This is a genomic window from Pseudomonas sp. W2Oct36, from assembly GCF_041060465.1.
Taxonomy (GTDB): domain Bacteria; phylum Pseudomonadota; class Gammaproteobacteria; order Pseudomonadales; family Pseudomonadaceae; genus Aquipseudomonas; species Aquipseudomonas graminis_B.
The window spans coordinates 34,539-58,080 of sequence record NZ_JAUERW010000023.1 but is presented as its reverse complement, the minus strand read 5'-3'; the positions used below and the strand labels follow the sequence as shown (position 1 = coordinate 58,080).

The following is a 23,542-nucleotide window of genomic DNA, read 5'->3' as shown; positions in this document are numbered from 1 at the left end:
GCTACAGCAGGTAGGCTCCGGGCTGGCGCGGGAACATCAGTGCGAAACAGATCCGCCCCGGCGCAGGCTGATTGACCGACACTTCGCCGCCATGCAACTGCATGATCGCGGCCACGATCGCCAGGCCGAGTCCGTTGGAATCGGAGCTCTGGTGCCGTGAGGCGTCGCCGCGATAGAAGCGGTCAAACAGCTTGCCCAGGGTGGCGCCGTCCAGCGTCGGGCCCTGGTTCTCTACTTCGATGCGGCACTGCCTGCCGTTCTCAACCACTCGGCTCTCGATTACGCGAATGTCAATCACACTGCCTTCGTCGGCGTAGCGGATCGCGTTGGCCACCAGATTGCTCAGGGCCCTTCGCAGCAGCAGCGGATCGGCCTCGATCCGAGCGTCGCCTTCGGTGTGCAGGGCGATGTTCCGTTCTTCCGCCAACCCTTCGAAATAGCCCGCGACCCGTTGCATTTCATCCGCCAGGTCCAGCGTCTGGCGATTGAGCGCGGCCTGGGCTTCATCGGCGCGCGCCAGGAACAGGATGCTTTCGACCATTCGCGAGATCCGTTCCAGCTCCTCCAGGTTCGAGGCCAGCAACGCCTGGTACTCATCCTCGGTGCGCGGTTGCCGCAGGGCCACCTGGCAATGCCCCATCAACGAACCCACCGGCGTGCGGATCTCATGGGCCAGGTCGGCGGAAAACTGCGTCAGCCGCTGATAGCCATCGGCAAGACGGTCGAGCATCGCGTTATACGCCTCGCCCAGTTGCTGCAGCTCCACCGGTGTGTCGCGGTTGTCCATGCGGCTGTCCAGTTGCGCCGGGGTGATGGCCGCGGCATGGCTGGCCATTCTGCGCAACGGCCGCAGACCCCGTCGCAGCAACACATATCCGAGCAACGCCGTCAGCACAAACGCGAGCGACACAGCGAGCAGGATGCGGTTACGGAAACCCGCCAGGGTGGCCATCTCCTTGACCGCAATGTGCGCGGCCGTCAGGTGCACAACCTTGCCGCCGGACACCGCTTCGACCGTCGCCGCGCGCATCGGCACGCCGGAATCCAGCAGGCCGCTGCGCATGTCGGCCACGCCCAGCGGCATGTTGGCCGGCACCACCGGCATTGGCGGCAGCGGCGCATGCAGCGGATTGACCATGATCACCGCAGGCTTGCCCGGCTCGGCGATGATGAAAATGTCGTCTTCGCTGTCGAGCATGTTCTCGAACAGCTGCGGGCTGCTTTGCAGCGTGGTCAGGGTCAGGTCGTATTGCAGCAGTTTGCGAAAGTGATCCAGGCGCGCCAGCACCGCATGGTCACTGCGGGTCATCACCGCGCCCTTCATGGTCTCGTAGAGGTACATGCCGGCGCTGGCGACGGCGAGCATGGCCACCACCGAAAACGCCAGGGTCGCGCGCAGGGTCAGGGATGGCTGGCGTCGGGCTCGCATGGCCGTACCTCGCAGACGTAACCGATGCCGCGCACGGTGTGGATGAGTTTGATCGGGTAGGGCGTGTCGACCTTGCTGCGCAGGCGCTTGATCGCCACGTCGACGACGTTGGTGTCGCTGTCGAAATTCATGTCCCAGACTTCCGAAGCGATCTGCGCCCTCGACAGCACGTCGCCCTCGCGGCGCAGAAACAGATGCAGCAGCGCGAATTCCTTGTTGGTCAGGGTGATGACCTGTTGCTGGCGCGTGACCCGACGGCGCAGCAGGTCCAGTTCAAGATCGGCGAGGTGGAAATGATCGGCCTCGCGCACCACCCCTCGCCGCAGGATGGTGCGTATGCGCAGGAGCAGTTCGGTAAACGAGAACGGCTTGACCAGGTAATCGTCGGCGCCTAGTTCGAGGCCGCGGATGCGGTCCTGCAACTGATCGCGGGCGGTGAGAAACAGCACCGGCACGTCCTGCTTCGCCCGCAGGATTTCAATGATCTGCCAGCCGTCGATGCCCGGCAGCATGACGTCCAGCACCAGCAGGTCGTAGCTGTGCTCCAGGGCCATGTGCAGGCCGTCGGTGCCGTGCTGGGTCCAGTCGACTTTGTAACCGGACTCGGTGAGGCCCTTCTTCAGGTACTCGCCAGTCTTGGTGTCGTCTTCGATAAGCAGAATGTGCATCGTCGGTCAGGCTCGCTTCACGTCATTGGCAGCGTCGCCGGCGTGGGCTGTCAGGTGGGTGATCAGATTGGACAGAAGCGGCGCGAAGGGCTGCAGGCCGCGCCGGATGTGGAGTGTAACCAACGGATGGCGCGCGGTCGGTTACATTTTTGTCATTGATTGCGCCCTGGCGGACACGCTCAACGCTGGTGTGCTTGAATGACAAAAATGTAATCGGGCGGTCATTGTCGGGTGCCGGTTGCGGGTACAGGATGGCCGTCATGCAACACACATGACCCTCAGCTTCACCTTTCCCCAACTGCCTGAAGGAATCCACCGATGAAGATGAAGACAGCCCTGACCACCACGTTCGGCATGCTGATGCTCAGCGCCGCCGTCATGGCATCCGCCGCCGGCATGGCCGCCGTTGACATGCCGGTGGTCAAGCCACTGCGCGGGACGGTCGACAGCGTCGACAGCAACACCCTGAATTTCACCACCCGTTCCGGCGCCCATCAGAGCATTGGCCTGACCGACAAGACCGGCATCCGTCTGGTCTCCAAGACCGACATCGCGTCGATCAAAGCGGACAGCTTCATCGGCTCCGCCGCCACCCCACAGCCCGACGGCACGCTGAAGGCCCTGGAAGTGACGGTGTTCGAACCGAGCCTGAAAGGCAGCGGTGAAGGCCACTACGGTTGGGAAAACGCTGACGGCACCACCGGCACCATGACCAATGGCACCGTCGGCAAGCTGAGCGGCAAGGCCAACGGCCGTACCCTGAGCGTCGGCTACAAAGGCGGCGAGAAGCAGCTGGTCGTGCCGGAAGACGTGCCCATTGCCTACGTGCAGTCGGGCAAGGTCGATGAGCTGGTCAAGGGCGCAAAAATCGTCGTGTTCCCGGGCGAAGACGGCAAGACCGCACGCGGTGTCGCGGTCGGCAAAGACGGCTTCCAGCCGCCGATGTAAGCGGGTTGCGGCGTCTCACGGCGCCGCTTTCACCGAATCCGTGATGAGTCTCGCACCATGAAAAAAACCAGAATTCATCCATGGCCCATCCGCCTGACGCACTGGATCAATGCCTTCGGCATGGTCTGCATGTTCATGAGCGGGTGGGGCATTTACAACGCATCGCCGCTGTTCAGCTTCACGTTCCCCCGGGATTTCACCCTGGGCGGCTGGCTGGGCGGCGCGCTGGCGTGGCACTTCGCAGTGATGTGGCTGTTGGTGATCAATGGCTTGATCTACGTGCTGTATGGCTTGTTCACCCGGCATTTCAAGCGCGACTTCCTGCCGGTTACCCCCAAGGCCGTCAAGCGCGACATGCTCGATGCGCTGCGTTTTCGACTCAAGCACGAGAAGGGCGTCTACAACGCCGTGCAGCGCCTGATGTATTGGCTGGTGCTGGCCGCCGGCGTGTTGATCGTGCTGACGGGGCTGGCGATCTGGAAGCCCATTCAGTTGCAGGAATTGACTGCCGTGTTCGGCGGCTACGACTTCGCCCGGTACGTGCATTTTGCGGCGATGGCGTTCATTGGCGCGTTCGTGGTGGTGCATCTGGCGTTGGTGCTGATGGTGCCGAAAACCCTGATGCCGATGATCACCGGCGGTACGCGTGGGATTGAGAGCGGGAAGGTCGAGCATGATTGAGCCTAAGAAACGCGCCATTGCGCGCATCAAACTGGAGCCGGCCCAGCAGATCCAGCTGGAGAGCCTGCAGCGTCGACATTTCCTGAAAGGCGGGCTGACCGTGGGCGCGATGGCGATGCTCACCGGTTGCAACCTGCAGGACGGCGATCAGGTGGATAAGGTGCTGTGGAGCATGTCGCGCTGGAACGATCGGGTTCAGGCTTGGTTGTTCAGCGGGCAGAAGCTGGCGCCGACGTTCACCAAGGATCAGGTTCGTAATCCGTTCCCGTTCAATGCGTTTTACAGCGAGGACGATATTCCGGAGCTGGACACGGCGGACTGGAAGCTGGGTGTGTCGGGGCTGGTGAGGGACAAGGCGCCGTGGACGCTGGAGGGTTTGCGCAAGTTGCCTCAGCGCAGTGATATCACGCGGTTGATTTGCGTTGAGGGCTGGAGCGCGATCGGGCAGTGGGGCGGTGTGCCGTTGCGCACGTTCCTGGAGCATGTGGGGGCGGACACGACGGCGAAGTTTGTCGGGTTCAAGTGCGCGGATCGGTATTACTCGAGTCTGGATATGCCGACGGCGTTGCATCCGCAGACGCTGCTGGCACTTGATTTTGCCGAGGTGGCGCTGCCGCCGGAGTATGGTTATCCGTTGCGGGTGAGGGTGCCGACGAAGCTGGGGTTCAAGAATCCGAAGCATATCGTTGAGATTGTGGTGAGTAATGATAATCCCGGTGGGTATTGGGAAGATCAGGGGTACAACTGGTTCAGCGGGATCTGATTCTTTTTAAGATCAAGATCTAAAGCGTCGGCCTAACGGCCTCGGTTTCGCCTTCGGCGAGTTACTTGGAAAAGCACCCCAAGTAACCAAGGGTGCTTGCTCTCGGTTGGGCCCGACTTCGTCGGGTTCCCTCACTCCGACGACGCTCCGTGGGCCCGCGCCGAACGGACATCCATGTCCTGACGGCGCTCTCGCGGCATCCATGCCGCTCGGCCCACTGCGCGTCGTCTGCGTTCGGCCTGCACCCAAGTCGCGTTCTGCGGTGTCTGCGCTTTTTGCGTATGAAGATCAAAAGCAGATCAAAAGCGGATCAAGGGCGGATTGCGGTCTGAGGATACTGGGGACTTGTGGGAGCGAGCTTGCTCGCGAAGGCATTGGTACAGCCGCCAAATAATTGGTGTTTGAAATGCAGCATTCGCGAGCAAGCTCGCTCCCACAGGAAGGGGGTGCGGTCAGCAAAATTGTTGGCGCCTGGGCTGGCCTCTTCCCGGCTAAAGCCGGTCCCACTGAAAGCACCGCGTTCACCCTGCTGATCGTGCCCACGCTCTGCGTGGGTATGCATCTGAGGACGCTCCGCATCCATTCCCGGCTAAAGCCAGTCCTACAAACACCGCGGTCACCGTAGGACCGGCTTTAGCCGGGAAGCTTTTGATCTGCTTTTGATCTGCTTTTGATCTGCTTTTGATCTGCTTTTGATCTCAATACGCAGAAGGCTCAAACACCGCCAATCGCGACTTGGGTGCAGGCTGAACGCAGGTTTCGCGGAGTGGGTCGAGCCGCAGGGATGCGGCGAGAGCGCCGTCAGGGCATGGATGCCCGTTCGGCGCGGGCCCACGTAGCGGGACCGGAGTGAAGGAACCCCGAGGAACGAGGGGCCAAACCAGGAGCAGGGCCTTTTTGGTTACTTTTTCGGCTCTTGGAAAAAGTGACCCGCCGTAAGGGCGGAACCATAACGTCAGCTAACACAAATAATGGATAGAGCTCCAATCCAACAAACGGCGCACCCATAAAAAAGCCCGCCTGCCGATCTCTCGGCAAGCGGGCTCTTCATTACCTGAGGAATCAGTTCAAACCCAATTTCCCGCGCATCTGCGACAGATCTTCAGCCAGCGTATTGACCGGACCTGCCAGCGCCTTGCGGTCCTGCTCCTTCACCTTATCGTACGTCTCGTAGCCACCGTCCTTGGTCTTGTACTTCGCCAGGATCTTGTCCACGGTCGCAAAGTTCTTCTCCACCTTCGCCACGAACGCCTTGTCCGACTGCTCCAGCTGCGGCTTGAACAGATCGACGATCTTCTTCGACCCGTCAACGTTGCCCTGGAAATCATACAGATCAGTGTGGCTGTAACGATCTTCCTCGCCCGACAGCTTCGTCGCCGCCACTTCTTCCATCAGCGCAGCCGCACCGCCTACCACCTTCTCCGGCGGGAACGTCATGTCCGCGATACGCGACTGCAGCTCTTTCACGTCAGCCAGCAGCTTGTCCGCGAACACGCCCTGATCCTTGGTCGAATTCTGCGAGAACAACGCATATTCCAGACGGTGGAAACCGGTGAAATCGTCGGCCTTCACGCCGTTTTCGTGATCGTCCTCGCGGGAGTCGATCGACGCGTCCAGGTCGCTGAACAGCTCGGCAATCGGCTCGATTGACTCATAGGACAGACGCGTGGTCGGGAACAGCTTCTTCGCCGTTGCCAGGTCGCCTTTCTTGATCGCGTCGGTGAACTTCTGGGTGTCGGCAGCCAGGGTGTCGACGTTTTCAGTCACGTAGATTTTGTAGTCCGAAACCGGCGTGACCAGGTCCAGCGGCGCGGTGGCAGCGAACGCGGACATCGATGTCTGCAATACGCCAAAGGTAAGCAACAACGCGAGAGGCGACTTTTTCATAGGGCTCTTCCTGTGAGGTAAAGGGTGTCAGGCAGTTTTTGTTGTCTGGGCAGAGGCGGCCAGCAGCGACCGGCCGATGAAATCGTTGTTGTCGACCACGCCCGGCAGGGTGAAGAAATAACCGCCGCCGATCGGCTTGAGGTACTCCTCCAGCGGCTCGCCGTTGAGGCGTGTCTGCACGGTAATAAAGCCTTTCTCCAGATCCGCCTGATAGCAGATGAACAGCAGGCCCATGTCGAGCTGACCGTTCTTGTTCACGCCGTTCGAGTAGTTGAACGGGCGACGCAGGATCAGGTTGCGCTGGGTCTCCGCCGTGCGCGGGTTCGCCAGGCGGATGTGTGAGTCCAGCTTGGTGATCTTGCCTGCCGGATCATTGTGGTAATTCGGGACGTCGGCTTCGGTCTTGCCGTCCATCGGCGCGCCGGTGGTTTTGACCCGGCCGAAGATGGCTTCCTGTTCCTGCAGCGGGGTACGGTCCCAGCGCTCGACGAAGTTGCGGATGATGCGCACCGCCTGATAGCTGCCATTGGCGGCCCAGGCCGGTTCGTCGCTGCCCGGTTGCACCCAGACCAGCTCGTTCATGGTCTTCTGGTTGTTCGAATCCGGGTTGGCCGAGCCGTCGCGGAAACCCAGGAAGTTGCGCGCGCTTTCCGGGGCCTGGCCCGGTTTCAGCGGGGCCTGGGCAGGCACGGTGCCTTCCTGTTTCCAGCGCACCAGCAGCAGGTCCGGCAGGTTTTTCACGATGTCGCGCAGGGCGTGAATGTTGCTGTCCGGGGCGTTCGAGCAGAACTGAATGCTCAAGTCGCCGTGGCAGCACTCGGCCTCCAGCGCGTCGTTGGGGAAACCAACCATGCGCTGCAAACGCTTGGGCTTGACGGGTTCGAGACCAAAGCGGTCGTCGAACAGCGAGTCACCCACTGACACGGTGATGGTCAGGTTGTCCGGCGTGACCACCGGGCCGAGGATGCCGGAATCGAGCGGTGGCAGTTTCGGGTCGACCTGAGGCACGGCCCCGCCGGTCATGAGAAACGTGATCCGCTCATTCAAGGTGCGGAACATGCGCTCAAGGTCTTCGCGGTCCTGGGCCAGCACGTCGAAGGAGACCATCATCCCGGCGGCAGGGCGCGGGTTGACGATGCCGCTTTGATGCTGACCGTGGAACGCGTTGTGGTCCTGGGTCTTTTCGCTTTTCGGTGCTTCGGTGACCTGCGCCGGCGCGGTGGCGGCGAACGCATTGCCGGTCAGGCTGGCACCGGCCACCGCTGCGCCTGCAGCGCCAAGGCCCAGCAGGACGCGGCGACGGTCAGTAGAGATCGGCGCGTTTTTTGAATCGGAGTCTTTCATGTGAATGCTGTCTTCGCTCTGGTTTCAAGGCCAGGCGGGCGCGTGGGGCGCCCGCCCGGGCACGCTCACAGGCCTGAGAGGCCGAGGGCCGGATCGATTCCATCGAGTGCGTCGGCCAGTGCCTTGGCCTTGTCTGCTATTTGTTTTCGTTGTTCGGTGCTGACCTGGTCGTACGGTTTGAAGCCGTCGGCGGTCTTGAGCATCAGCAGCTGGTCATCCAGTGCGGTGCTCGCGGTGTCGATCTTTTTCAGCACGTCGCCGGACGTCTTGGTCAGCAGCGGACGCAGCAGGTCGATGACCTTGCGCGTGCCTTCCAGGTTGGCGGCAAAGCCGTTCACGTCGAGGTGGCTGTAGCGTTCTTCTTCGCCGTTGTTGCGGACCTCGGCGATGCTGCGCATGTTGCGCACGACCATGCTCGCCAGTTGCTCCGGGGCGATGCTCTGGGCCAACAGTTGCTGTTTCAGGCTGGCGATGTCGGCTTGCAGCTTCTGCACGACCGGCGTCAGGCCATCGATGGATTTCTGCGAGAACAGGCCGAATTCGAGGCGGTGGAAGCCGCCGAAGCCTGGATCCTGTTCGCGTTTCTCGTAGTAGTCGGCGCGGGCGTTGATCGCGTTGTCCAGCTCGGACAGGCGCTGGGCTGCAGGGGCGATACGCTGATAGGCGGCACGGGCCGGCGCGTAGGCTTTTTGCGCCTGGGCCAGATCGCCGCTGTCGATGGCTTGTTGCAGATCGTTCGTTGCGCGGATCAGCGCGCTGCTCTGGGTGCTCAAGTAGACGCGGTATTCGGACAGCGGGCCGATGAAGGCGACCATCGACGGCCGCGCTTTGGCGGCGGCGTCCGACTCAGCGGTTGGCGTCACGTGCAGGGTGCCGCGCGGGTTGCTCAGCAAGCCGCAGGTAATCGCGTAGTCGCCTGGCTGCAGGTTGGCGTTGATGATCTGGCTCAGGCCCGGAACGATGTTTTCACGTTCTTCCACCACCAGCACGCCGTCGAGGATTTCCCACTCCACGGCGCGATCCGAGGCGTTGACGATGCGGAAGGCGTTCTTGCCGGCCGGCACGGTGATCGAGTTCGGCTCGCAGCTCTTCGCGTTGATGGTCACGACGGTTTCATTGCCGCTGTTGGCGATGCGCTTTTTCTGCGCGGCCTGGGAGGCGAAGTAGAACATGGCGCCCGCGGCGATCATCAGAATCACCGAGCCTGCAACGGCGAACTGCAGGGCGCGTGGGGGCTTGGCTTTCTTCGGAGGAAGGCCGTTGGCAGTGGAGTTCATGAGTGCCCTTATTTGTTCGTAACTGAATTCGTAACTGAAGAAGTGTGGCCGTGTTCATGGGCCGGGCGGGTAGGCAGACTCACCACCCGCGCCTGAGGCTTGAAGAACAGGAACAGCGCAAAGAACAGGTACGCCAGGTACGCCACCAGCACGCTGACGGTCGGCGCATCCTGATAACCGAACATGCCGGCCAGCACCGAACCGGTCGGGCCATCCATCGGCAGGATCGCGCTGATGTCGAAGACCACGTCCTGGAAGTGGTTCCAGACACCGGCTTCGTGCAGCGAGCGCACCGAGTTGGCGAGAATGCCCGCCGCGACGACGAGGATGAACAGGCCGGTGTAGCGGAAGAACTTGCTCAGGTTCAGGCGCATGCTGCCTTTGTAGATGCCGACGCCGATGCACACCGCGATGATCAGGCCGAACAGCGCACCCAGCGGGCCGGACATGCCTTCGCTCTGCTGGAACACGGCGAGCAGGAAGAACACGGTTTCGAGGCTTTCGCGGGCGACGGCGAAGAACACCATGCCGATCAGCGCGTAGGTCTGGTTTCTCGACCCGGCCAACGCGGCGTCCAGGGACTGGTGCAGGTCATGTTTGACCGAGCGGGCGACTTTGCGCATCCACACGACCATCGAACTGAGTATCACAACGGCGACGAGGCCGACAATGCCTTCGAACAGTTCCTGCTGCTTTTGCGGGAATTCAGCACTGACCATTTCCAGGCCACCGCCGACGAACAGCGCCAGGGCGACGGCCAGAAACACGCCGATCCACACCGCGGGCATCCACTCGCCACGGCCGGTCTGTCTCAGGTAACTGGCAATGATGCCAACGATAAGCGCGGCTTCAATCCCTTCGCGCAGCATGATCAAAAAAGGAACGAGCATTTATCACCGGTGCAGATCTGATAGGGTGTGCGACGTGAATGCGTCATGTAGCCATTCGCATTCAGCCATTGTGTAACATAATGATACTCATTATTGAATGGGTGTACTGGTTTTTTTGCAAAACCCTGCTTGTTGTGAAGGTGTTCAGGTGGGGTTCAGGTGGTGGGCGAGCGGCAGGCTGCAAGAGGTGGTGGCGTTCACAGGGCGGCTTTCATTGTTTCGACGAATCGCTGCGCGGCGGGGCTCAGGCTCACGCCCGCTCGGGTAATCAGTCCTATCTCCCGACACACCCCAGGATGCTCAATGCGGACCTGCACCAAATCGCCGCGGCCTTCGTCGGCGGATTCCGGCAGCAGCGTCATCCCCAGGCCCTGCCGCACCAGCGCCATGACCGTCGACATGTAGTTCGCTTCCAGCCCAGGCGTCAGCACAAGCCCTTCTTCGGCAAATAACTGTTCCACCCGCTCGCGCACGCTGCTGTCGCGGCCGGTGAGGATGATCGGCTGCCCAGCAAGCGCCTGCAGGGTGACCGAGCGCTCCCGTGCCAGCGGATGATCCGCGGGGACGAACAGGCTGAGCCGGTCCACCATCACCACGTCGAACGCCAGCCCGTGACCCATGCGGGCCCGCACCCCCAGCCCGAAATCCACTTCGCCTTCGCGCACCAGCGCATCGATCCGTTGCGCCACCACGTCACGCAGGCGCACTTCGACACCGGGAAACTGCTCGCGAAAGGCCTTCAGCAGCGGCGGCAGCGTGCCGGAACACATCGAGGGAAGGGCAGCGATGGTCACCACGCCCCGGCGCAGTGCCGCCAGATCCCGCGAGCCACCGACGATGTTGTCCAGGTCCAGCAGCAGTTTCTCCATGGGCCCGCGATTGTTCTGGCCGGCAGCGGTCAGGCTGACCTGGCGCGGGCTGCGCTCCAGCAAGGCGACGCCGAGCCATTCTTCCAGCTGCTGGATCTGCACGGTCAGCGCGGACGGCGACAGGTTCAGCTCCAGCGCCGCTTTGGCAAAGCTGCCGGTATGGGCAACCGTGAGAAAGGCGCGGATGTGCTGGATCGAGTTCTTCATGGCGTTGTTTTCCACGGTTTCGTCACGGCAGTTGATTCGGTTTTTCCGAACGCAGGGCGCCGAACATTTCAATTTACAAAGCTTACCCCCGTTTCGATACTCGATGAAAACAACAACAGCTCGTCCCGCCGCCCGCCGGTCAGGGATGACGAAGGATCACACCATGCTCGCCACCCTCGGTGTCATTACCATCCTCTGCCTGCTCGCCGCCGTCATGAGCAAGCGCCTCTCGCCTCTGGTTGCCCTGATTGCTTTGCCCATCATCGCCGCGCTGATCGGCGGATTCGGGCTGCAAACCAGCGGCTTCATCATCACCGGCATCAAGAACGTCGCCCCGGTGGTCGGCATGTTCGTCTTCGCCATTCTGTTCTTCGGGGTGATGACCGACGCCGGCATGCTCGACCCGATCATCGACCGCATCCTGCGCACGGTGGGCACGCGTCCTACGCGGATTGTCGTTGGCACCGCACTGCTGGCGCTGCTGGTGCACCTCGACGGTTCCGGCGCGGTGACCTTCTTGGTGACGATCCCGGCGATGCTGCCGCTGTACACGCGGCTGGGCATCGACCGGCGGATTCTGGCCTGCGTCGCGGCGATGGCGGCGGGGGTGAATTTCCTGCCGTGGACCGGCCCAGTGCTGCGCTCGTCGGCGGCACTGCACGTGCCGGTGTCCGAGCTGTTCCAGCCGCTGATTCCGGTGCAGATCGTCGGCCTGGCGTTTGTCTTCTTCTGCGCCTGGATGCTCGGGCGTCGTGAGGAAAAGCGCCTGGGGCTGGGCCGTTTTCAAACCACCGCCGAGCACATCGATGTGGTGCCGCAGCGGGTGCTGACCGAGCAGGAAGCGGTGCTGCGCCGGCCGCGTCTGTTCTGGCTCAACCTGCTGCTGACCATCGTGGTGATGGCAGTGATGATTTCCGGCTGGGTCGATCCGGTGGTGATGTTCATGGTCGGCACGGTGCTGGCGCTGTGCATCAACTACCCCAACGTCGACGCCCAGCGCGCGCGCATCGATGCCCACGCAAAAACGGCCCTGACCATGGCCAGCATTCTTCTGGCGGCGGGTGTGTTCACCGGGATCATGCAGGGCACCGGCATGCTCAAGGCCATGGCCGAAGTGGCGGTGGCGCAGATTCCGGCCGGCCATGGCAAGTTGATTCCGATGGTGGTGGGCTTCCTGTCCATGCCGCTGAGCCTGCTGTTCGATCCCGATTCCTTCTATTTTGGCGTGATGCCGGTGATCGCCGAAGTCGGCCGCTCCCTCGGCGTCGATCCGCTGCAAGTGGCCCAGGCGTCGCTGCTGGGCGTGCACACCACTGGCTTCCCGGTCAGCCCGCTGACACCGGCGACCTTCCTGCTGGTCGGCCTGTGCAAGGTCGAGCTGGCTGACCACCAGCGCTTCACCATTCCGTTTCTGTTTGCCGCATCGGTGCTGATGACCCTGACCGCACTGCTGCTGGGAGTGTTTTAAATGAAGACATTACGTATCGGCTCCGGGGCCGGTTATTCCGGTGACCGTATCGAGCCTGCGGTCGAGCTGGCCGAGAAGGGCGAACTGGATTACCTGGTCTTTGAGTGCCTGGCCGAGCGCACCATTGCCCTGGCGCAACAGGCACGGCTCAGCGATCCCGAAGCCGGTTTTGACCCGCTGCTGAGCGAGCGCATGCGCCGCGTGCTGCTATTTGTAGGCCGAGGACGCGAGGCCGGGCAGCGCCGGCTGCGGCTGATCAGCAACATGGGCGCGGCCAATCCGTTGGCGGCGGCGCAGGAAGTGCGGCGCATCGCGGTCGAGTTGGGGCTGCACGGGCTGAAGGTCGCGGCGGTGACGGGGGATGACGTGCTGGCTGTTCTCAAGGCAAGTCCTGAGCAGATGCTGGATAACGGCGCGACGATTGCTTCGTTGGGTGATCGCTTGATCTCGGCGAATGCGTACCTGGGCGCCGAGGGGATTGTGGAGGCGCTGAAGGCCGATGCCGATGTGGTGATCACCGGCCGGGTTGCCGATCCGTCGTTGTTTCTCGCGCCGCAGCTCTTTGAGTTCGGCTGGGCAGCAGACGACTGGACGCGGCTGGGACGCGGCACCTTGATCGGCCATCTGCTGGAGTGCGCCGGGCAGATCACCGGCGGCTACTTCGCTGATCCAGGTGTGAAAGAGGTGCCGAATCTGGCGCGCCTCGGGTTTCCCCTGGCGGAAGTCGACGCCGAGGGCAGGGCGGTGATCAGCAAGGTCGCGGGCTCCGGCGGGCGCATCGACACCGCCACCTGCACCGAGCAGATGATGTATGAAGTCCACGACCCGGCGGCGTACCTGACCCCGGACGTGACGGCGGATTTTTCCGGTGTGTCGTTCCATCCAGTTGCCACCAACGAAGTGCGGGCTGAAGGCGCCGACGGCCGTGCGCGACCCGAGACGCTGAAGGTGTCGGTGGGCTATCTCGATGGCTGGGTCGGCGAAGGGCAGATTTCCTACGGCGGCCCCGGCGCGCTGGCCCGGGCGCAACTGGCGCGGGACGTGGTGCTGGAGCGTTTGCAGCTGACCGGTGTGGTCTTTGAGGACGTGCGCGCCGAACTGATCGGCGTGGACGCGTTGCACGGTGCGGCGCTGGGTTCGCGGGCAGCGGCCGAGCCATGGGAAGTGCGCCTGCGGGTCGCTGCTCGCTGTGCAGACAAAGCCGAGGCCGTGCGCATCGGCAATGAAGTGGAAACCCTCTACACCAACGGGCCGTATGGCGGCGGCGGCGCGACCAAGGGCGTGCGGCAAGTAGTGGCAGTCGCGTCGCTGCTGATGCCGCGGGACGCCATCAAGGCGCAAGTTCATCTGGAGGACGCATCGTGAGTGCCGTGAAATTGCGCGAACTGGCCCATTCCCGGACCGGCGACAAGGGCGATACCTCGAATATTTCGGTCATCGCGTTCAACGCGGAAGACTATCCGCGGTTGCTGCAGGCGCTGACGGTCGAGCGGGTGGCTGCGCATTTCGCCGAGCTACTGGGGGACGATGCCTCTCGGGTGCTTCGGTATGAACTGCCGAAGGTGCATGCCCTGAACTTTGTGCTGCCGGGCATTTTGAAGGGCGGCGTCACACGATCCCTGGCCCTCGATGCCCACGGCAAGGCGCTTGGGGCGGCGTTGCTGGACATCGACGTGTGAGGCTGCGAGTTTTGCGGTGCAGCGGCCGACGCCTTCCCGGCTAAAGCCGGTCCTACGCGGGCGCGGTGTGCCAATGGTGCCGGCGCCAACCGCAATTTTTGTAGGACCGGCTTTAGCCGGGAATGCGCCGGGCGTCACACTGCAGAATGTTCAGGGCTCACACCAGCCTCTGCCCGGCTGAAGCCGGTCCCACCAGGGATGCTCATCGTCACCACCCTCTAAATATCCGTGATCTTCACCGCCCCCGTCGCTATCCGCGCGGGCAGTTTCAATTGCGCGCACAACCCACCCCCTTCGCGGTTGGTCAGGCTCAACGTGCCCCCTAACGCGATCGTCAATTGCTGTGCAATCGCCAGGCCCAGGCCGGTACCGCCGGTGTCGCGGTTGCGTGAGCTTTCCACGCGGTAAAACGGTTTCAGCACTTCCGATAATTCCCCTTCGGCTATGCCCGGCCCGCGGTCGAGCACGTGCAGCGACAGGCTCTGGTCGGCGTGGGCAATGACCTGAATCTCCGCCGCCCCGCCAAACTTCAACGCGTTGTCAGTCAGGTTGACCAGCACCCGGCGCAGGGCGTGGGGGCGGGTGTCGATGACGGCGCCGGTTTTGCCGTGCAACTGCACGTCGCGGCCGACGTCTTGGTAGTCAAACACCAGGCTGTCGAGGAATGAATCCATGTCCACGCGCCGCGCCGTCTCGGTGGATGTGTCCATGCTGCGCGCATACGCCACGCCTTCCTGCACCAGGTGCTGCATCTCGCTCAGGTCGCTCCACAGCTTGTCTTTCTCGACGCCATCGTCCATGAACTCGGCGCGCAGTTTCATCCGGGTGATCGGCGTTTGCAGGTCGTGGGAGATTGCCGCCAGCAGTTGCATGCGCTCCTTCACGTAGGTCGAAATCCGTTGCTGCATGGTGTTGAACGCCACGGCGGCGAAGGCCACTTCGGTCGGGCCGGTTTCATCCAGGCGAATGCCTTCGCCGTTCGGGTCGAGGTTGTCGACGGCGTGGGACAGGCGCGTCAGCGGGCGAATGGCCGTGCGCACGGCCAGCCAGGTGCAGGCAAACAGCAGCACCAGTTGGCCGATCAACAGCAACGGCAGCCAAGGCGACAGCGGCGTGATGCGCGGGTGCATGTCAATCGTCAGCGGGCTGCCGTCTTTCAGCGTCAGGTGCGCTTGATAGTGCAGTCGGGTGTCGGGAATGTCCGTGAACGTCAGCGCGTAATCGCGGCCGAGGCTGCGCTGCATGGAATGCACGGACATCGGCGCGTTGCTCATATCCATCGGCGCGCCGGTCTCACCGCTACCCAGGATGTAGCGACAATTGGGGCTCTCGAAACGCGGCAGCCAGGCTTGACGCTCGTCGGCGGGCAAGCGTTCCAGAACGGCCACGGCGGTGCTCAGGTCCCGTTCCAGATTACCCAGCATCAGCGTCATTGCGCTTTGGTAGCGCTCATAGAATTGCAGGCCGAACGACAGCCCGTGGGCCAGCACCAGGCTGATCAGGAAAATCAGCGAAAGCCGTGACGCCAGGGTCCGCGGCCATCCGAAGCTCAGCTTCATGGGCTATCCCCGAGAATTTCCACGGCGTAGGTAAAGACGTAACCCTCGTTGCGCACGGTCTTGATGTAGGCCGGGTCGCGGGCGTCGTCGGCCAGGCGCTGACGCAAACGGCTGACCAGCAAGTCGATGGAGCGGTCGAACAGATCGGCGTCGCGGCCCTGGGTCAGGTTCAGCAGTTGATCGCGACTCAACACACGCTGAGGGTGATCGAGGAAGGTGCGCAGCAGGCGGTATTCCGCGCCGCTGAGCGTAACGACCGTGCCTTGGGCGTCGAGCAGGTGGCGGGCGGTGGTGTCCAGCTGCCATTTGCCGAAGGCCAGCAAACGACCGGCTTCGGTGACGATCAGGTTCGGCGGCAGCATGCGGGTGCGGCGCAGCACGGCGTTGATCCGCGCCAGCAGTTCCCGGGCGGCGAAGGGTTTCACCAGGTAGTCGTCGGCGCCCATTTCCAGGCCGATGATGCGGTCGGTTTCGTCGCTGCGGGCGGTGAGCATCAGCACGGGTGTGGTTTTGTGCTTGCCGGTGCGCAGCTCGCGGCACAGCTGCAGGCCGTCGTCGCCGGGCATCATGATGTCGAGCACGATCAGGTCGACGGGCGTCGACTCCAGAAACGCGCGCATCTGCCTGCCGTCCGCCACCACCGTGGTGCGCAGGCCGTTCTTCTTCAGGTAGTTGCCGACCAGCTCCCGAATCTCGCGATCGTCATCGACAATCAGAATGTGATCGACGTGCTCCATTGCCGCTGCTCCCGCGTTCATTGATGTGTGGCGCATCTTAACCAGTCGCGCGTGACTTGCCTGCGGGCGTTTGTATTCCACTGTATCTGGCGCTGCCGGGCATACATGCGCATGCAAAAGGCGGGTTTTCGGCGCGAATGTATCGCTGTGTATCTGCAGCGGGCTCTGACACGTGAGGATGATTTTCCGGCCGTTCGCGACACAAGCGAGATACCTGCGGGGCGTTCAATGGGACCCATCGAGACGACAGACGCACACCGCCTCGAACCCCTAACCGAATGACCCCATTGAATACCGGAGCACATCATGAACTGGAAGAACCTCAGCATCGCCACCCTGTTTGCCGCCCTGAGCCTCAGCGCTCTCACCGTACAAGCCCAGCCCGTTGCTCAAGCGCACACTTATATGTACGGCGATCACCTGGACATCGCCAAGGCCCTGTCCACCGAAGTCGATTCGACGCCGGTATGCGGCGTGGTCAATGCCCGCCTGCGCTACCTCGATTCCCAAGGTCAGCAGCAGACCCTGAACTACGAAACCGTTGCCCAGAACTGCCCGCAGGACAACTGAGGCTGGCCGGTAGCGGCAACACGCAAGTGGGCGGTGATCGGGCGGCAGGAGTAAGCTGTGCTCCTTTTTGACTGCCCGCGCCCACGCGCCGCCCAGGACCTGACGCCCGCAATGAGATCACCCGCTGCCTTCGCGCCCCCGCCGTCGTTGTTTTTGCCCCTGACCGAAGAGGTGTGCAAGGGCCTGGCCGCTGGCGAATCGCTGGACGATTTCCTGAGTGAGGCGGGCCGGCCGCAACTCGCCGCGCTGATGCTGCTGCTCAATCTGAAGGCGCTGGTCGCGCAAAACACCGCCGTCGAACAGCTCGAACGCATGCTCGATGATGTCCTGCGCGCGGCCGCTTCCGTTGAAGAAGCGGGCGGTCGTTTTGCCGATCTGGTGCGCGGCAGGTTCACCGCCGACCATCTGGCCGCAGGGCTCTCGGTGCTTGAAGTCGCCGGCGTCAGTCTGCTCGAAGACGCGGACATTGAGCAGCAGGATTACCTCGACGGGGAAGGGCAGTGGGACTTCGGCTTTGGCCTGCGCCATCGCGCCAAACTCGAACCCCTGACCCGCGAGGTCGTGATGCCGTCCGGCGATGTCCTGCGCCTGAGCGATCAGCAGAGCCGGATCTTCGACGAGTTCAAGGTCTGCAACGAAGAGTCGTTCCACCTCCAAGCCTACGCCGGGGTGGGCAAGACGTATCTGCTGGCGAAGTTCTTCGAGGTCCTGGTCCCGGAAAAGACCCTGCTCATGGCGACCTTTCCGGGCCAGGTGAGCGCGCTTCAGGCGCGGGTGCGTCAGGCCAATCCCGACGCGCGGATCAACGCGTGCACGTTTGGCCACATGGCCAACCTGCTGCTCAACCGCGACTTGACCGCGCGCGGCTGGCGCAACACCGACATTCAGCGGACCGGCGCCAGTTCACTGGTCGATGACCGGCAAGTGGCGCAGTGGCTGAACCTGCAAGCCGTGGGCAAGCTGCAGCCCCGTGACGTGGCCCGGGTCTGTCGCGCCACCGTGCACAGTTTCAGCCTCTCGCCGCTGGCGAATATCGAAGCGCGGCACTTGCCGTCGCTGGGGCACGCAGCGGGTCAGGCGGACATTGCCCTGCTGCTGGAATACAGCCGCCTGCTCTGGCGCGAAACGGTCAGGCCGTCGGCGCCGCACATTCGTCTGCCGATCCGCAACAGCCACCGGATCAAGTTTCTGGCGCTGACCAGCGAAGTCATCCCCGAGAACTACAGCCACATCATCATCGACGAAAGCCACGAACTGACGGCGCCGATGGTGCAGATCCTTGATCGCAGTCCCCAGGCGGTCATTACGTTGGGCGACGAATTCCAGCAGCTCAGCGGCAAGACCCCGCGCCACGGCGGCTTCATTCGCCAGCGTTTCATGACCCAGTCGATCCGCGCTGGCAAGCAAATGGCCGACGTGCTCAACCCGATGATTCAGTTGCACCCCAGCGACATCAAGGAAGGCTTCGTGGGCCGCGCACCGCACCCGACGCGGGTCATTGGCCACGGCGTCATGCCGATTCCGGAAAAACCCACGACGATTCTGGTCGCCAACGAATGGGGCTTGTTTGCCTGGTTCAAGCGCCTGACCGAAGCCGGCGCGCGCTTTCAAATGCCGCCGCGCACCCTTGAAAATCTCACGCTGTTCGTCAAAGGCCTGGACCTGCTCTACCGTGAAGACCTGCGCCCGCAACACCGGCTGATCTTCCGCTTCGCCTACTGGGACGCGCTGGCCTCGGCCATGGGCGGCAGCCATGAATTCAAGGCGATGCACGAGTGGCTCGGCCAGGGCAACCGGCTGCAGGACTTCATCGACACCACCCAAAGGTTCTGCAACGACCCGGCCGCCATTCTCAAACTGGCGAAAGTCGAAGACGTGAAGAACCAGGAGTTCGACTCTGTGTTGCTCTCCCGCGACCTCATGCGCCCACCGCGTGAAGGCTCGACGCATTCAATGGCCAGCGTGTGCTCGCTGCTCTACACCGCCAGCTCCCGCGCCCGGCACGAACTGCTGCTGCCGGGGAACATGAATGACTGGTTGCAGGATTTGGGGCGTAAGTAGAGCGCGCTTCTGATCCAGACGCCGCGCTGCCCGCTGGAACTGATTTACCTGTGGGAGCCGAGCTTGCTCGCGAAGGCTTCCTGTCAGTCACCAGAGAAAGTGGCTGAATGTTTGGGCCCTTTCATGAGCAAGGTGGAGCGCCACCCCGGTCACTCCCACATGACCGGTGCTGTCTGGAAAAACAAGGAAAGCCGGCCGTCGGCGTTTCAAACCCGGCAATCACCCCCCCGCCACTGCTTCGGACTCACCCCAAACCATCGTTTGAACGCCCGAGAGAACGCGCTGGTTTCCGAGTAGCCGAGCAGCGAGGCGAGTTGGGTGATGCTGAGGTTCTGCTGTTTCAGGTGGTTCAGTGCCAGCTCCTGACGGATCTGGTCGACCAGTTGCGTGAAGCTGAAACCGTGTTCGCGCAGTTTGCGCTGCAGGGTCCATTCGGACAGGCCGAGGGTCTCGGCAATGTCCTCCAGCGCCGGTTCGCCCAAGTGCAGGGTGGCTAGGAGGGTCTGGCGGGCGCGGTCGAGGAGCGTGGCCTCGTGGCCGTTGCTTGTGCCACTGCCGGTATCGCCCAGTTGACGGATCGCGTCCTTGATCAGCATCAGCAAGACTGGGTCGCTGCCGGGCATGGCCTTGCCCACGACATCGCCCTTGGGAATCAGCAGTGAATTGCAGCGCTGCCCGAAACACACGTCCGCGCGGAAGACGTCGCGGTGTTCGTGCCAGCCTTGGGGTTTGGCGTGTTCGAAGGCGACCTGCCGAGGTGCCCAGTCCGGGCCGAGCACGTGGCGCACCAGGTTCAGCGCCATGCCCATGGTCAGTTCGGCGTCCTGGCGGCGTTCGGCGATCGCGCCGTGGCGCACCAGATAGTCGAAACGGTAGCACTCGCCTTGATCGACCAGTTCGATCAGGGTGCTGTGTTGATGGAAGGGGAAGGCGGCGGAAAAGTTGATCAGCGCGTCTTCCAGCGTCGCCGAGCACAGGCCGATGTAGCCCAGCAGACCCAGCGCCTGTGGGCGGAATTGCTGGCCGTAACGCAGGCCGAAATTGTCGCAGCCGGTCTGGTTGGCGGCTTCTTCCAGCACTTTGCAGTAGTTGGTCAGCGGCAGGCTCAGGGTCGGGTGCAGCAGTTGCTCGGGGTCGATGCCGGAGCGGCCGAACACCCGGTCCAGATCACCGCCGTGCTGCACGATGAAGCCATCGAGCCCGTTGGCCGCAGCCGACAGCACGCCGCGATTGCTGGCGGCGGGCGTGTTCGATGCGGCGGCGGGGACGAGTGTCTGGAACATGGGGGTGAAGGCTCTGACGGTGTGTAGGCAAAGTGTGCAAGCAAATGTCATACCTTCATGGCTTCAGCACGCCTTCCGACACCCACGCGCCGGCCTGCCATTCAGCTGTGGAGGCTTGATCGCATCTCGGCTGGGCGGACGGCTTCGCGAGCAAGCGCGCTCCCACAAGAGGCGCGGTGCTACCCGGCGACTCATCCGGCAACCAGGGTTTTGGGAAGTACGGTGCCACGCCGACCCGGAAATGCAGCCTTACACTGACCTGCAATCGTGACCCCCAATAAAGCACCGGGCCGTTTTTACGCGCCAGCGTGGCGCACCCCCGGCAGATACCCCCAAAACTTGACCGCAGACGACAAACCGCGCGCCGTACGGTCAAGCCTTCGCCCGTCAGCTGTGACTATGCTCGACGTCAGACAAATACCGTCGCCTGGCTACCGGGGTACACGCTCATGACTGCTTCACAACTCAAACCCACCTTGGGAACCCTGCATTTGTGGGGGCTGGCCGTTGGCCTGGTGATTTCCGGCGAATACTTCGGCTGGAGCTACGGCTGGGGCACTGCCGGGACGCTGGGCTTTCTGGTGACCACGCTGATGGTCGCGGTGATGTACACCTGTTTCATCTTCAGTTTCACCGAGCTGACCACTGCGATTCCCAATGCGGGCGGCCCGTTTGCCTACAGCCTGCGTGCCTTCGGCGTCACCGGCGGGATGATCGCCGGGCTGGCGACACTGATCGAATTCGTCTTCGCCCCGCCGGCCATCGCCATGGCCATTGGCGCCTACCTCAACGTGCAGTACCCGTCCCTGGACCCAAGGGTGGCGGCCATCGGCGCGTATTTCGTGTTCATGACCCTGAACATCCTGGGCGTGAGCATCGCCGCGACCTTCGAGCTGGTGGTCACCATCCTGGCGGTGGCCGAACTGCTGGTGTTCATGGGCGTTGTCGCGCCGGGCTTCAGCTTCAGTAATTTTGTCCTGGGCGGCTGGGCCGGTTCCGACACCTTCAGCCTGCCGGCCATCAGCGGCATGTTCGCGGCGATCCCGTTTGCCATCTGGTTCTTCCTGGCCATCGAAGGCGCGGCCATGGCGGCTGAAGAAGCCAAAGACCCCAAACGCACCATTCCGCGTGCGTACGTGGCGGGTATTCTGACCCTGGTGGTGCTGGCGATCGGCGTGATGATCTTCGCCGGCGGCGTCGGCGACTGGCGTACGCTGGCCAACATCAATGACCCGCTGCCACAGGCGATGAAAGCGGTAGTCGGCGGTAACTCCAACTGGATGCACATGCTGGTGTGGATCGGCCTGTTCGGTCTGGTGGCGAGTTTCCACGGCATCATCCTCGGTTACTCGCGGCAGTTCTTCGCCCTGGCACGGGCGGGCTTTTTGCCACCGAGCCTGGCAAAACTGTCGCGCTTCCAGACCCCACACCGCGCCATCCTCGCGGGCGGCGTGATCGGCATCATCGCAATCCTCAGTGACGGCGTGATCAACCTGCAGGGCATGACACTGACCGCGGCGATGATCACCATGTCGGTGTTTGGCGCTATCGTGATGTACATCATCAGCATGCTCAGCCTGTTCAAGTTGCGCCGCAGCGAACCGAACCTCGAGCGCAGCTTCCGTGCGCCGGGTTATCCGATCGTGCCGGGCATCGCGCTGGTACTGGCGGTGGTGTGCCTCGTCGCCATGGTCTGGTTCAACCTGCTGATCTGCGCCATATTCATCTGCCTGATGGCCGTGGGTGCGCTGTTCTGCAAAATGGTGCGCGGGCGCAGTGCGTCGGTCGCGGTCACCGGTTAATCACGCGGTTCGAATGAAGAGGTGTGCATGAGCTTTTCCCACAGCATCGGTGGCATGGTCTGGCGCTTCGACAGCCTGCGGGAACTCATGGCCAAGGCCAGCCCCGCACGCTCCGGCGACTTCCTCGCAGAAGTCGCCGCCAGCAGCGATGCCGAACGTGCGGCGGCGCAGATGGCCCTGGCCGATGTGCCGCTCAAGCAATTTCTCACCGAAGTGCTGATTCCCTACGAAGAGGACGAAGTCACTCGCTTGATCGTCGACAGCCATGACCGCGCGGCCTTCGCCCCGGTCAGCCACCTCACGGTCGGCGGCTTTCGCGACTGGCTTCTGGGGGACGACGCCACCGAAGCCAGCCTCAAGGCCCTGGCGCCGGGGTTGACCCCGGAGATGGCAGCAGCGGTGTCGAAGATCATGCGCGTGCAGGATCTGGTGCTGGTGTCACAGAAGATTCGTGTCGTCACCCGCTTTCGCAACACCGTCGGCCTGCGCGGGCGCATGTCCACCCGGCTGCAGCCCAATCACCCCACCGATGACCCGGCCGGCATCGCCGCCAGCGTGCTCGACGGTCTGCTGTACGGCAACGGCGACGCCATGATCGGCATCAACCCGGCCACCGACAGCGTCAGCGCCATCAGCGAACTGCTGAAAATGCTCGACGGCGTCATTCGTCATTACGAGATTCCCACCCAGTCCTGCGTGCTGACCCACGTCACGTCCTCAGTCGCGGCCATTGAGAAGGGCGTGCCGCTGGACCTGGTGTTTCAGTCCATCGCCGGCACCGAAGCGGCCAACAGCGGTTTCGGCATCAGCCTGGAAATCCTTCGCGAGGGCTACGAAGCTGGGCTGAGCCTGAAGCGCGGGCCTCTGGGCGACAACCTGATGTACTTCGAAACCGGGCAGGGCAGCGCCTTGTCGGCCAACGGCCACCACGGCGTCGACCAACAGACCTGCGAAGCCCGGGCCTACGCCGTCGCGCGGCATTTCAACCCGTTTCTGGTCAACACCGTGGTCGGCTTCATCGGCCCGGAATACCTGTACAACGGCAAGCAGATCATTCGCGCCGGGCTTGAAGATCACTTCTGCGGCAAGCTGCTCGGCGTGCCCATGGGTTGCGACATCTGCTACACCAACCACGCCGAAGCCGACCAGGACGACATGGACGTGCTGCTGACCTTGCTCGGCGTCGCGGGGATCAATTTCATCATGGGCATTCCGGGGTCCGACGACGTGATGCTCAATTACCAGACCACCTCGTTTCACGACGCCTTGTATGCACGCAAGACCCTCGGTCTGCGCCCGGCCCCGGAGTTCGAGGAATGGCTGACGCGCATGGACATCCTGCGTCAGGACGACGGCGGTGTGCGGCTGGGGCAGGGCGTGCCGCCATTGTTCCGCAAGGCGCTGGCGCAACTTAATTAGT

General features: G+C 62.9%; 20 protein-coding genes. 10 read left to right on the top strand and 10 right to left on the bottom strand.

The window, feature by feature from the left end; translation table 11 throughout:
• Nucleotide 1 precedes the first annotated feature (1 nt).
• Together QWI18_RS22840 and QWI18_RS22835 are read right to left on the bottom strand one after the other, a co-directional pair.
• A complete protein-coding gene (locus QWI18_RS22840) occupies nucleotides 2-1,429 on the bottom strand; it encodes a heavy metal sensor histidine kinase (RefSeq protein WP_369319928.1) in 1,428 nt (475 codons plus the stop codon).
• Nucleotides 1,402-2,097: a heavy metal response regulator transcription factor gene (locus QWI18_RS22835; RefSeq protein WP_065988665.1), complete on the bottom strand. Its 696-nt coding sequence runs from the start codon at nucleotides 2,095-2,097 to the stop codon at nucleotides 1,402-1,404. The genes QWI18_RS22840 and QWI18_RS22835 overlap by 28 nt, the downstream gene beginning before the upstream one ends.
• A gap of 324 nt (nucleotides 2,098-2,421) precedes the next feature.
• On the opposite strand from QWI18_RS22835, the gene QWI18_RS22830 reads away from it, so the two are divergent.
• Genes QWI18_RS22830 through QWI18_RS22820 form a run of 3 tightly spaced genes read left to right on the top strand, consistent with a single transcriptional unit; the run spans nucleotide 2,422 to nucleotide 4,489 of the window.
• On the top strand, nucleotides 2,422-3,045 hold the full coding sequence (locus tag QWI18_RS22830) for a hypothetical protein (RefSeq protein WP_369319931.1): 624 nt from the start codon (nucleotides 2,422-2,424) through the stop codon (nucleotides 3,043-3,045).
• Nucleotides 3,046-3,102: 57 nt separating this feature from the next.
• Nucleotides 3,103-3,726 carry a cytochrome b/b6 domain-containing protein gene (locus QWI18_RS22825; RefSeq protein WP_192130106.1) on the top strand — a complete coding sequence of 208 codons (624 nt, stop codon included), beginning with the start codon at nucleotides 3,103-3,105 and terminating at the stop codon, nucleotides 3,724-3,726.
• On the top strand, nucleotides 3,719-4,489 hold the full coding sequence (locus tag QWI18_RS22820; RefSeq protein ID WP_369319927.1) for a molybdopterin-dependent oxidoreductase: 771 nt from the start codon (nucleotides 3,719-3,721) through the stop codon (nucleotides 4,487-4,489). Before QWI18_RS22825 ends, QWI18_RS22820 begins: the two co-directional genes overlap by 8 nt.
• Before the next feature lie 1,062 nt (nucleotides 4,490-5,551).
• Here the strand turns inward: QWI18_RS22820 and efeO (QWI18_RS22815) are convergent.
• The 5 genes from efeO (QWI18_RS22815) to QWI18_RS22795 form a co-directional block, all read right to left on the bottom strand.
• The gene (gene efeO, locus QWI18_RS22815) at nucleotides 5,552-6,376 is read right to left on the bottom strand and encodes an iron uptake system protein EfeO (RefSeq protein ID WP_192130107.1); all 825 of its coding nucleotides are present in this window, start codon (nucleotides 6,374-6,376) and stop codon (nucleotides 5,552-5,554) included.
• Nucleotides 6,377-6,403: 27 nt separating this feature from the next.
• Entirely contained in the window at nucleotides 6,404-7,720 is a 1,317-nt protein-coding gene (gene efeB, locus QWI18_RS22810; protein WP_065988661.1) for an iron uptake transporter deferrochelatase/peroxidase subunit, read from the bottom strand.
• A gap of 65 nt (nucleotides 7,721-7,785) precedes the next feature.
• Nucleotides 7,786-8,997 (bottom strand): iron uptake system protein EfeO, encoded by a 1,212-nt coding sequence (gene efeO, locus QWI18_RS22805; RefSeq protein WP_192130108.1) that lies wholly within the window; start codon nucleotides 8,995-8,997, stop codon nucleotides 7,786-7,788.
• Nucleotides 8,998-9,005: 8 nt separating this feature from the next.
• Entirely contained in the window at nucleotides 9,006-9,887 is an 882-nt protein-coding gene (gene efeU, locus QWI18_RS22800; protein WP_192130109.1) for an iron uptake transporter permease EfeU, read from the bottom strand.
• Between the two features lie 197 nt (nucleotides 9,888-10,084).
• A complete protein-coding gene (locus QWI18_RS22795) occupies nucleotides 10,085-10,963 on the bottom strand; it encodes a LysR family transcriptional regulator (protein ID WP_192130110.1) in 879 nt (292 codons plus the stop codon).
• Here QWI18_RS22795 and QWI18_RS22790 point away from each other — a divergent pair.
• Genes QWI18_RS22790 through QWI18_RS22780 form a run of 3 tightly spaced genes read left to right on the top strand, consistent with a single transcriptional unit; the run spans nucleotide 10,941 to nucleotide 14,110 of the window.
• Nucleotides 10,941-12,431: a citrate:proton symporter gene (locus QWI18_RS22790; RefSeq protein ID WP_141695162.1), complete on the top strand. Its 1,491-nt coding sequence runs from the start codon at nucleotides 10,941-10,943 to the stop codon at nucleotides 12,429-12,431. The two genes, QWI18_RS22795 and QWI18_RS22790, sit on opposite strands and share 23 nt — an antisense overlap.
• Nucleotides 12,432-13,796 carry an acyclic terpene utilization AtuA family protein gene (locus QWI18_RS22785; RefSeq protein ID WP_369319926.1) on the top strand — a complete coding sequence of 455 codons (1,365 nt, stop codon included), beginning with the start codon at nucleotides 12,432-12,434 and terminating at the stop codon, nucleotides 13,794-13,796. It begins immediately after the preceding gene.
• A complete protein-coding gene (locus QWI18_RS22780; protein ID WP_369319925.1) occupies nucleotides 13,793-14,110 on the top strand; it encodes a hypothetical protein in 318 nt (105 codons plus the stop codon). The genes QWI18_RS22785 and QWI18_RS22780 overlap by 4 nt, the downstream gene beginning before the upstream one ends.
• Nucleotides 14,111-14,328: 218 nt before the next feature.
• Here QWI18_RS22780 and QWI18_RS22775 read toward each other — a convergent pair whose 3' ends face one another.
• Both QWI18_RS22775 and QWI18_RS22770 read right to left on the bottom strand, forming a co-directional pair.
• On the bottom strand, nucleotides 14,329-15,669 hold the full coding sequence (locus QWI18_RS22775) for an ATP-binding protein (RefSeq protein WP_369319924.1): 1,341 nt from the start codon (nucleotides 15,667-15,669) through the stop codon (nucleotides 14,329-14,331).
• Nucleotides 15,666-16,406, bottom strand: a complete 741-nt coding sequence (locus QWI18_RS22770; protein ID WP_065988653.1) for a response regulator — start codon at nucleotides 16,404-16,406, stop codon at nucleotides 15,666-15,668. Before QWI18_RS22770 ends, QWI18_RS22775 begins: the two co-directional genes overlap by 4 nt.
• Nucleotides 16,407-16,712: 306 nt before the next feature.
• On the opposite strand from QWI18_RS22770, the gene QWI18_RS22765 reads away from it, so the two are divergent.
• Together QWI18_RS22765 and QWI18_RS22760 are read left to right on the top strand one after the other, a co-directional pair.
• Nucleotides 16,713-16,976: a DUF2790 domain-containing protein gene (locus QWI18_RS22765; protein WP_369319923.1), complete on the top strand. Its 264-nt coding sequence runs from the start codon at nucleotides 16,713-16,715 to the stop codon at nucleotides 16,974-16,976.
• Nucleotides 16,977-17,087: 111 nt separating this feature from the next.
• Entirely contained in the window at nucleotides 17,088-19,037 is a 1,950-nt protein-coding gene (locus QWI18_RS22760; protein ID WP_369319922.1) for a hypothetical protein, read from the top strand.
• Between the two features lie 206 nt (nucleotides 19,038-19,243).
• On the opposite strand, the gene QWI18_RS22755 is transcribed toward QWI18_RS22760, so the two are convergent.
• Nucleotides 19,244-20,320 carry an AraC family transcriptional regulator gene (locus tag QWI18_RS22755; protein ID WP_369319921.1) on the bottom strand — a complete coding sequence of 359 codons (1,077 nt, stop codon included), beginning with the start codon at nucleotides 20,318-20,320 and terminating at the stop codon, nucleotides 19,244-19,246.
• 449 nt (nucleotides 20,321-20,769) lie between these two features.
• Here QWI18_RS22755 and eat point away from each other — a divergent pair, with 449 nt between their 5' ends.
• Nucleotides 20,770-22,122: an ethanolamine permease gene (gene eat, locus QWI18_RS22750; RefSeq protein ID WP_065988650.1), complete on the top strand. Its 1,353-nt coding sequence runs from the start codon at nucleotides 20,770-20,772 to the stop codon at nucleotides 22,120-22,122.
• Nucleotides 22,123-22,149: 27 nt separating this feature from the next.
• The gene (locus QWI18_RS22745; RefSeq protein WP_369319920.1) at nucleotides 22,150-23,541 is read left to right on the top strand and encodes an ethanolamine ammonia-lyase subunit EutB; all 1,392 of its coding nucleotides are present in this window, start codon (nucleotides 22,150-22,152) and stop codon (nucleotides 23,539-23,541) included.
• The last annotated feature ends 1 nt before the right edge of the window (nucleotide 23,542 follow it).

Coding starts and splice junctions, on each gene's coding strand:
- QWI18_RS22840 (WP_369319928.1), bottom strand. CDS start 1,429: ATGCGAGCCCGACGCCAGCCATCCCTGACCCTGCGCGCGACCCTGGCG.
- QWI18_RS22835 (WP_065988665.1), bottom strand. CDS start 2,097: ATGCACATTCTGCTTATCGAAGACGACACCAAGACTGGCGAGTACCTG.
- QWI18_RS22830 (WP_369319931.1), top strand. CDS start 2,422: ATGAAGACAGCCCTGACCACCACGTTCGGCATGCTGATGCTCAGCGCC.
- QWI18_RS22825 (WP_192130106.1), top strand. CDS start 3,103: ATGAAAAAAACCAGAATTCATCCATGGCCCATCCGCCTGACGCACTGG.
- QWI18_RS22820 (WP_369319927.1), top strand. CDS start 3,719: ATGATTGAGCCTAAGAAACGCGCCATTGCGCGCATCAAACTGGAGCCG.
- efeO (WP_192130107.1), bottom strand. CDS start 6,376: ATGAAAAAGTCGCCTCTCGCGTTGTTGCTTACCTTTGGCGTATTGCAG.
- efeB (WP_065988661.1), bottom strand. CDS start 7,720: ATGAAAGACTCCGATTCAAAAAACGCGCCGATCTCTACTGACCGTCGC.
- efeO (WP_192130108.1), bottom strand. CDS start 8,997: ATGAACTCCACTGCCAACGGCCTTCCTCCGAAGAAAGCCAAGCCCCCA.
- efeU (WP_192130109.1), bottom strand. CDS start 9,887: ATGCTCGTTCCTTTTTTGATCATGCTGCGCGAAGGGATTGAAGCCGCG.
- QWI18_RS22790 (WP_141695162.1), top strand. CDS start 10,941: ATGTGCTGGATCGAGTTCTTCATGGCGTTGTTTTCCACGGTTTCGTCA.
- QWI18_RS22795 (WP_192130110.1), bottom strand. CDS start 10,963: ATGAAGAACTCGATCCAGCACATCCGCGCCTTTCTCACGGTTGCCCAT.
- QWI18_RS22785 (WP_369319926.1), top strand. CDS start 12,432: ATGAAGACATTACGTATCGGCTCCGGGGCCGGTTATTCCGGTGACCGT.
- QWI18_RS22775 (WP_369319924.1), bottom strand. CDS start 15,669: ATGAAGCTGAGCTTCGGATGGCCGCGGACCCTGGCGTCACGGCTTTCG.
- QWI18_RS22770 (WP_065988653.1), bottom strand. CDS start 16,406: ATGGAGCACGTCGATCACATTCTGATTGTCGATGACGATCGCGAGATT.
- QWI18_RS22765 (WP_369319923.1), top strand. CDS start 16,713: ATGAACTGGAAGAACCTCAGCATCGCCACCCTGTTTGCCGCCCTGAGC.
- QWI18_RS22760 (WP_369319922.1), top strand. CDS start 17,088: ATGAGATCACCCGCTGCCTTCGCGCCCCCGCCGTCGTTGTTTTTGCCC.
- QWI18_RS22755 (WP_369319921.1), bottom strand. CDS start 20,320: ATGTTCCAGACACTCGTCCCCGCCGCCGCATCGAACACGCCCGCCGCC.
- eat (WP_065988650.1), top strand. CDS start 20,770: ATGACTGCTTCACAACTCAAACCCACCTTGGGAACCCTGCATTTGTGG.
- QWI18_RS22745 (WP_369319920.1), top strand. CDS start 22,150: ATGAGCTTTTCCCACAGCATCGGTGGCATGGTCTGGCGCTTCGACAGC.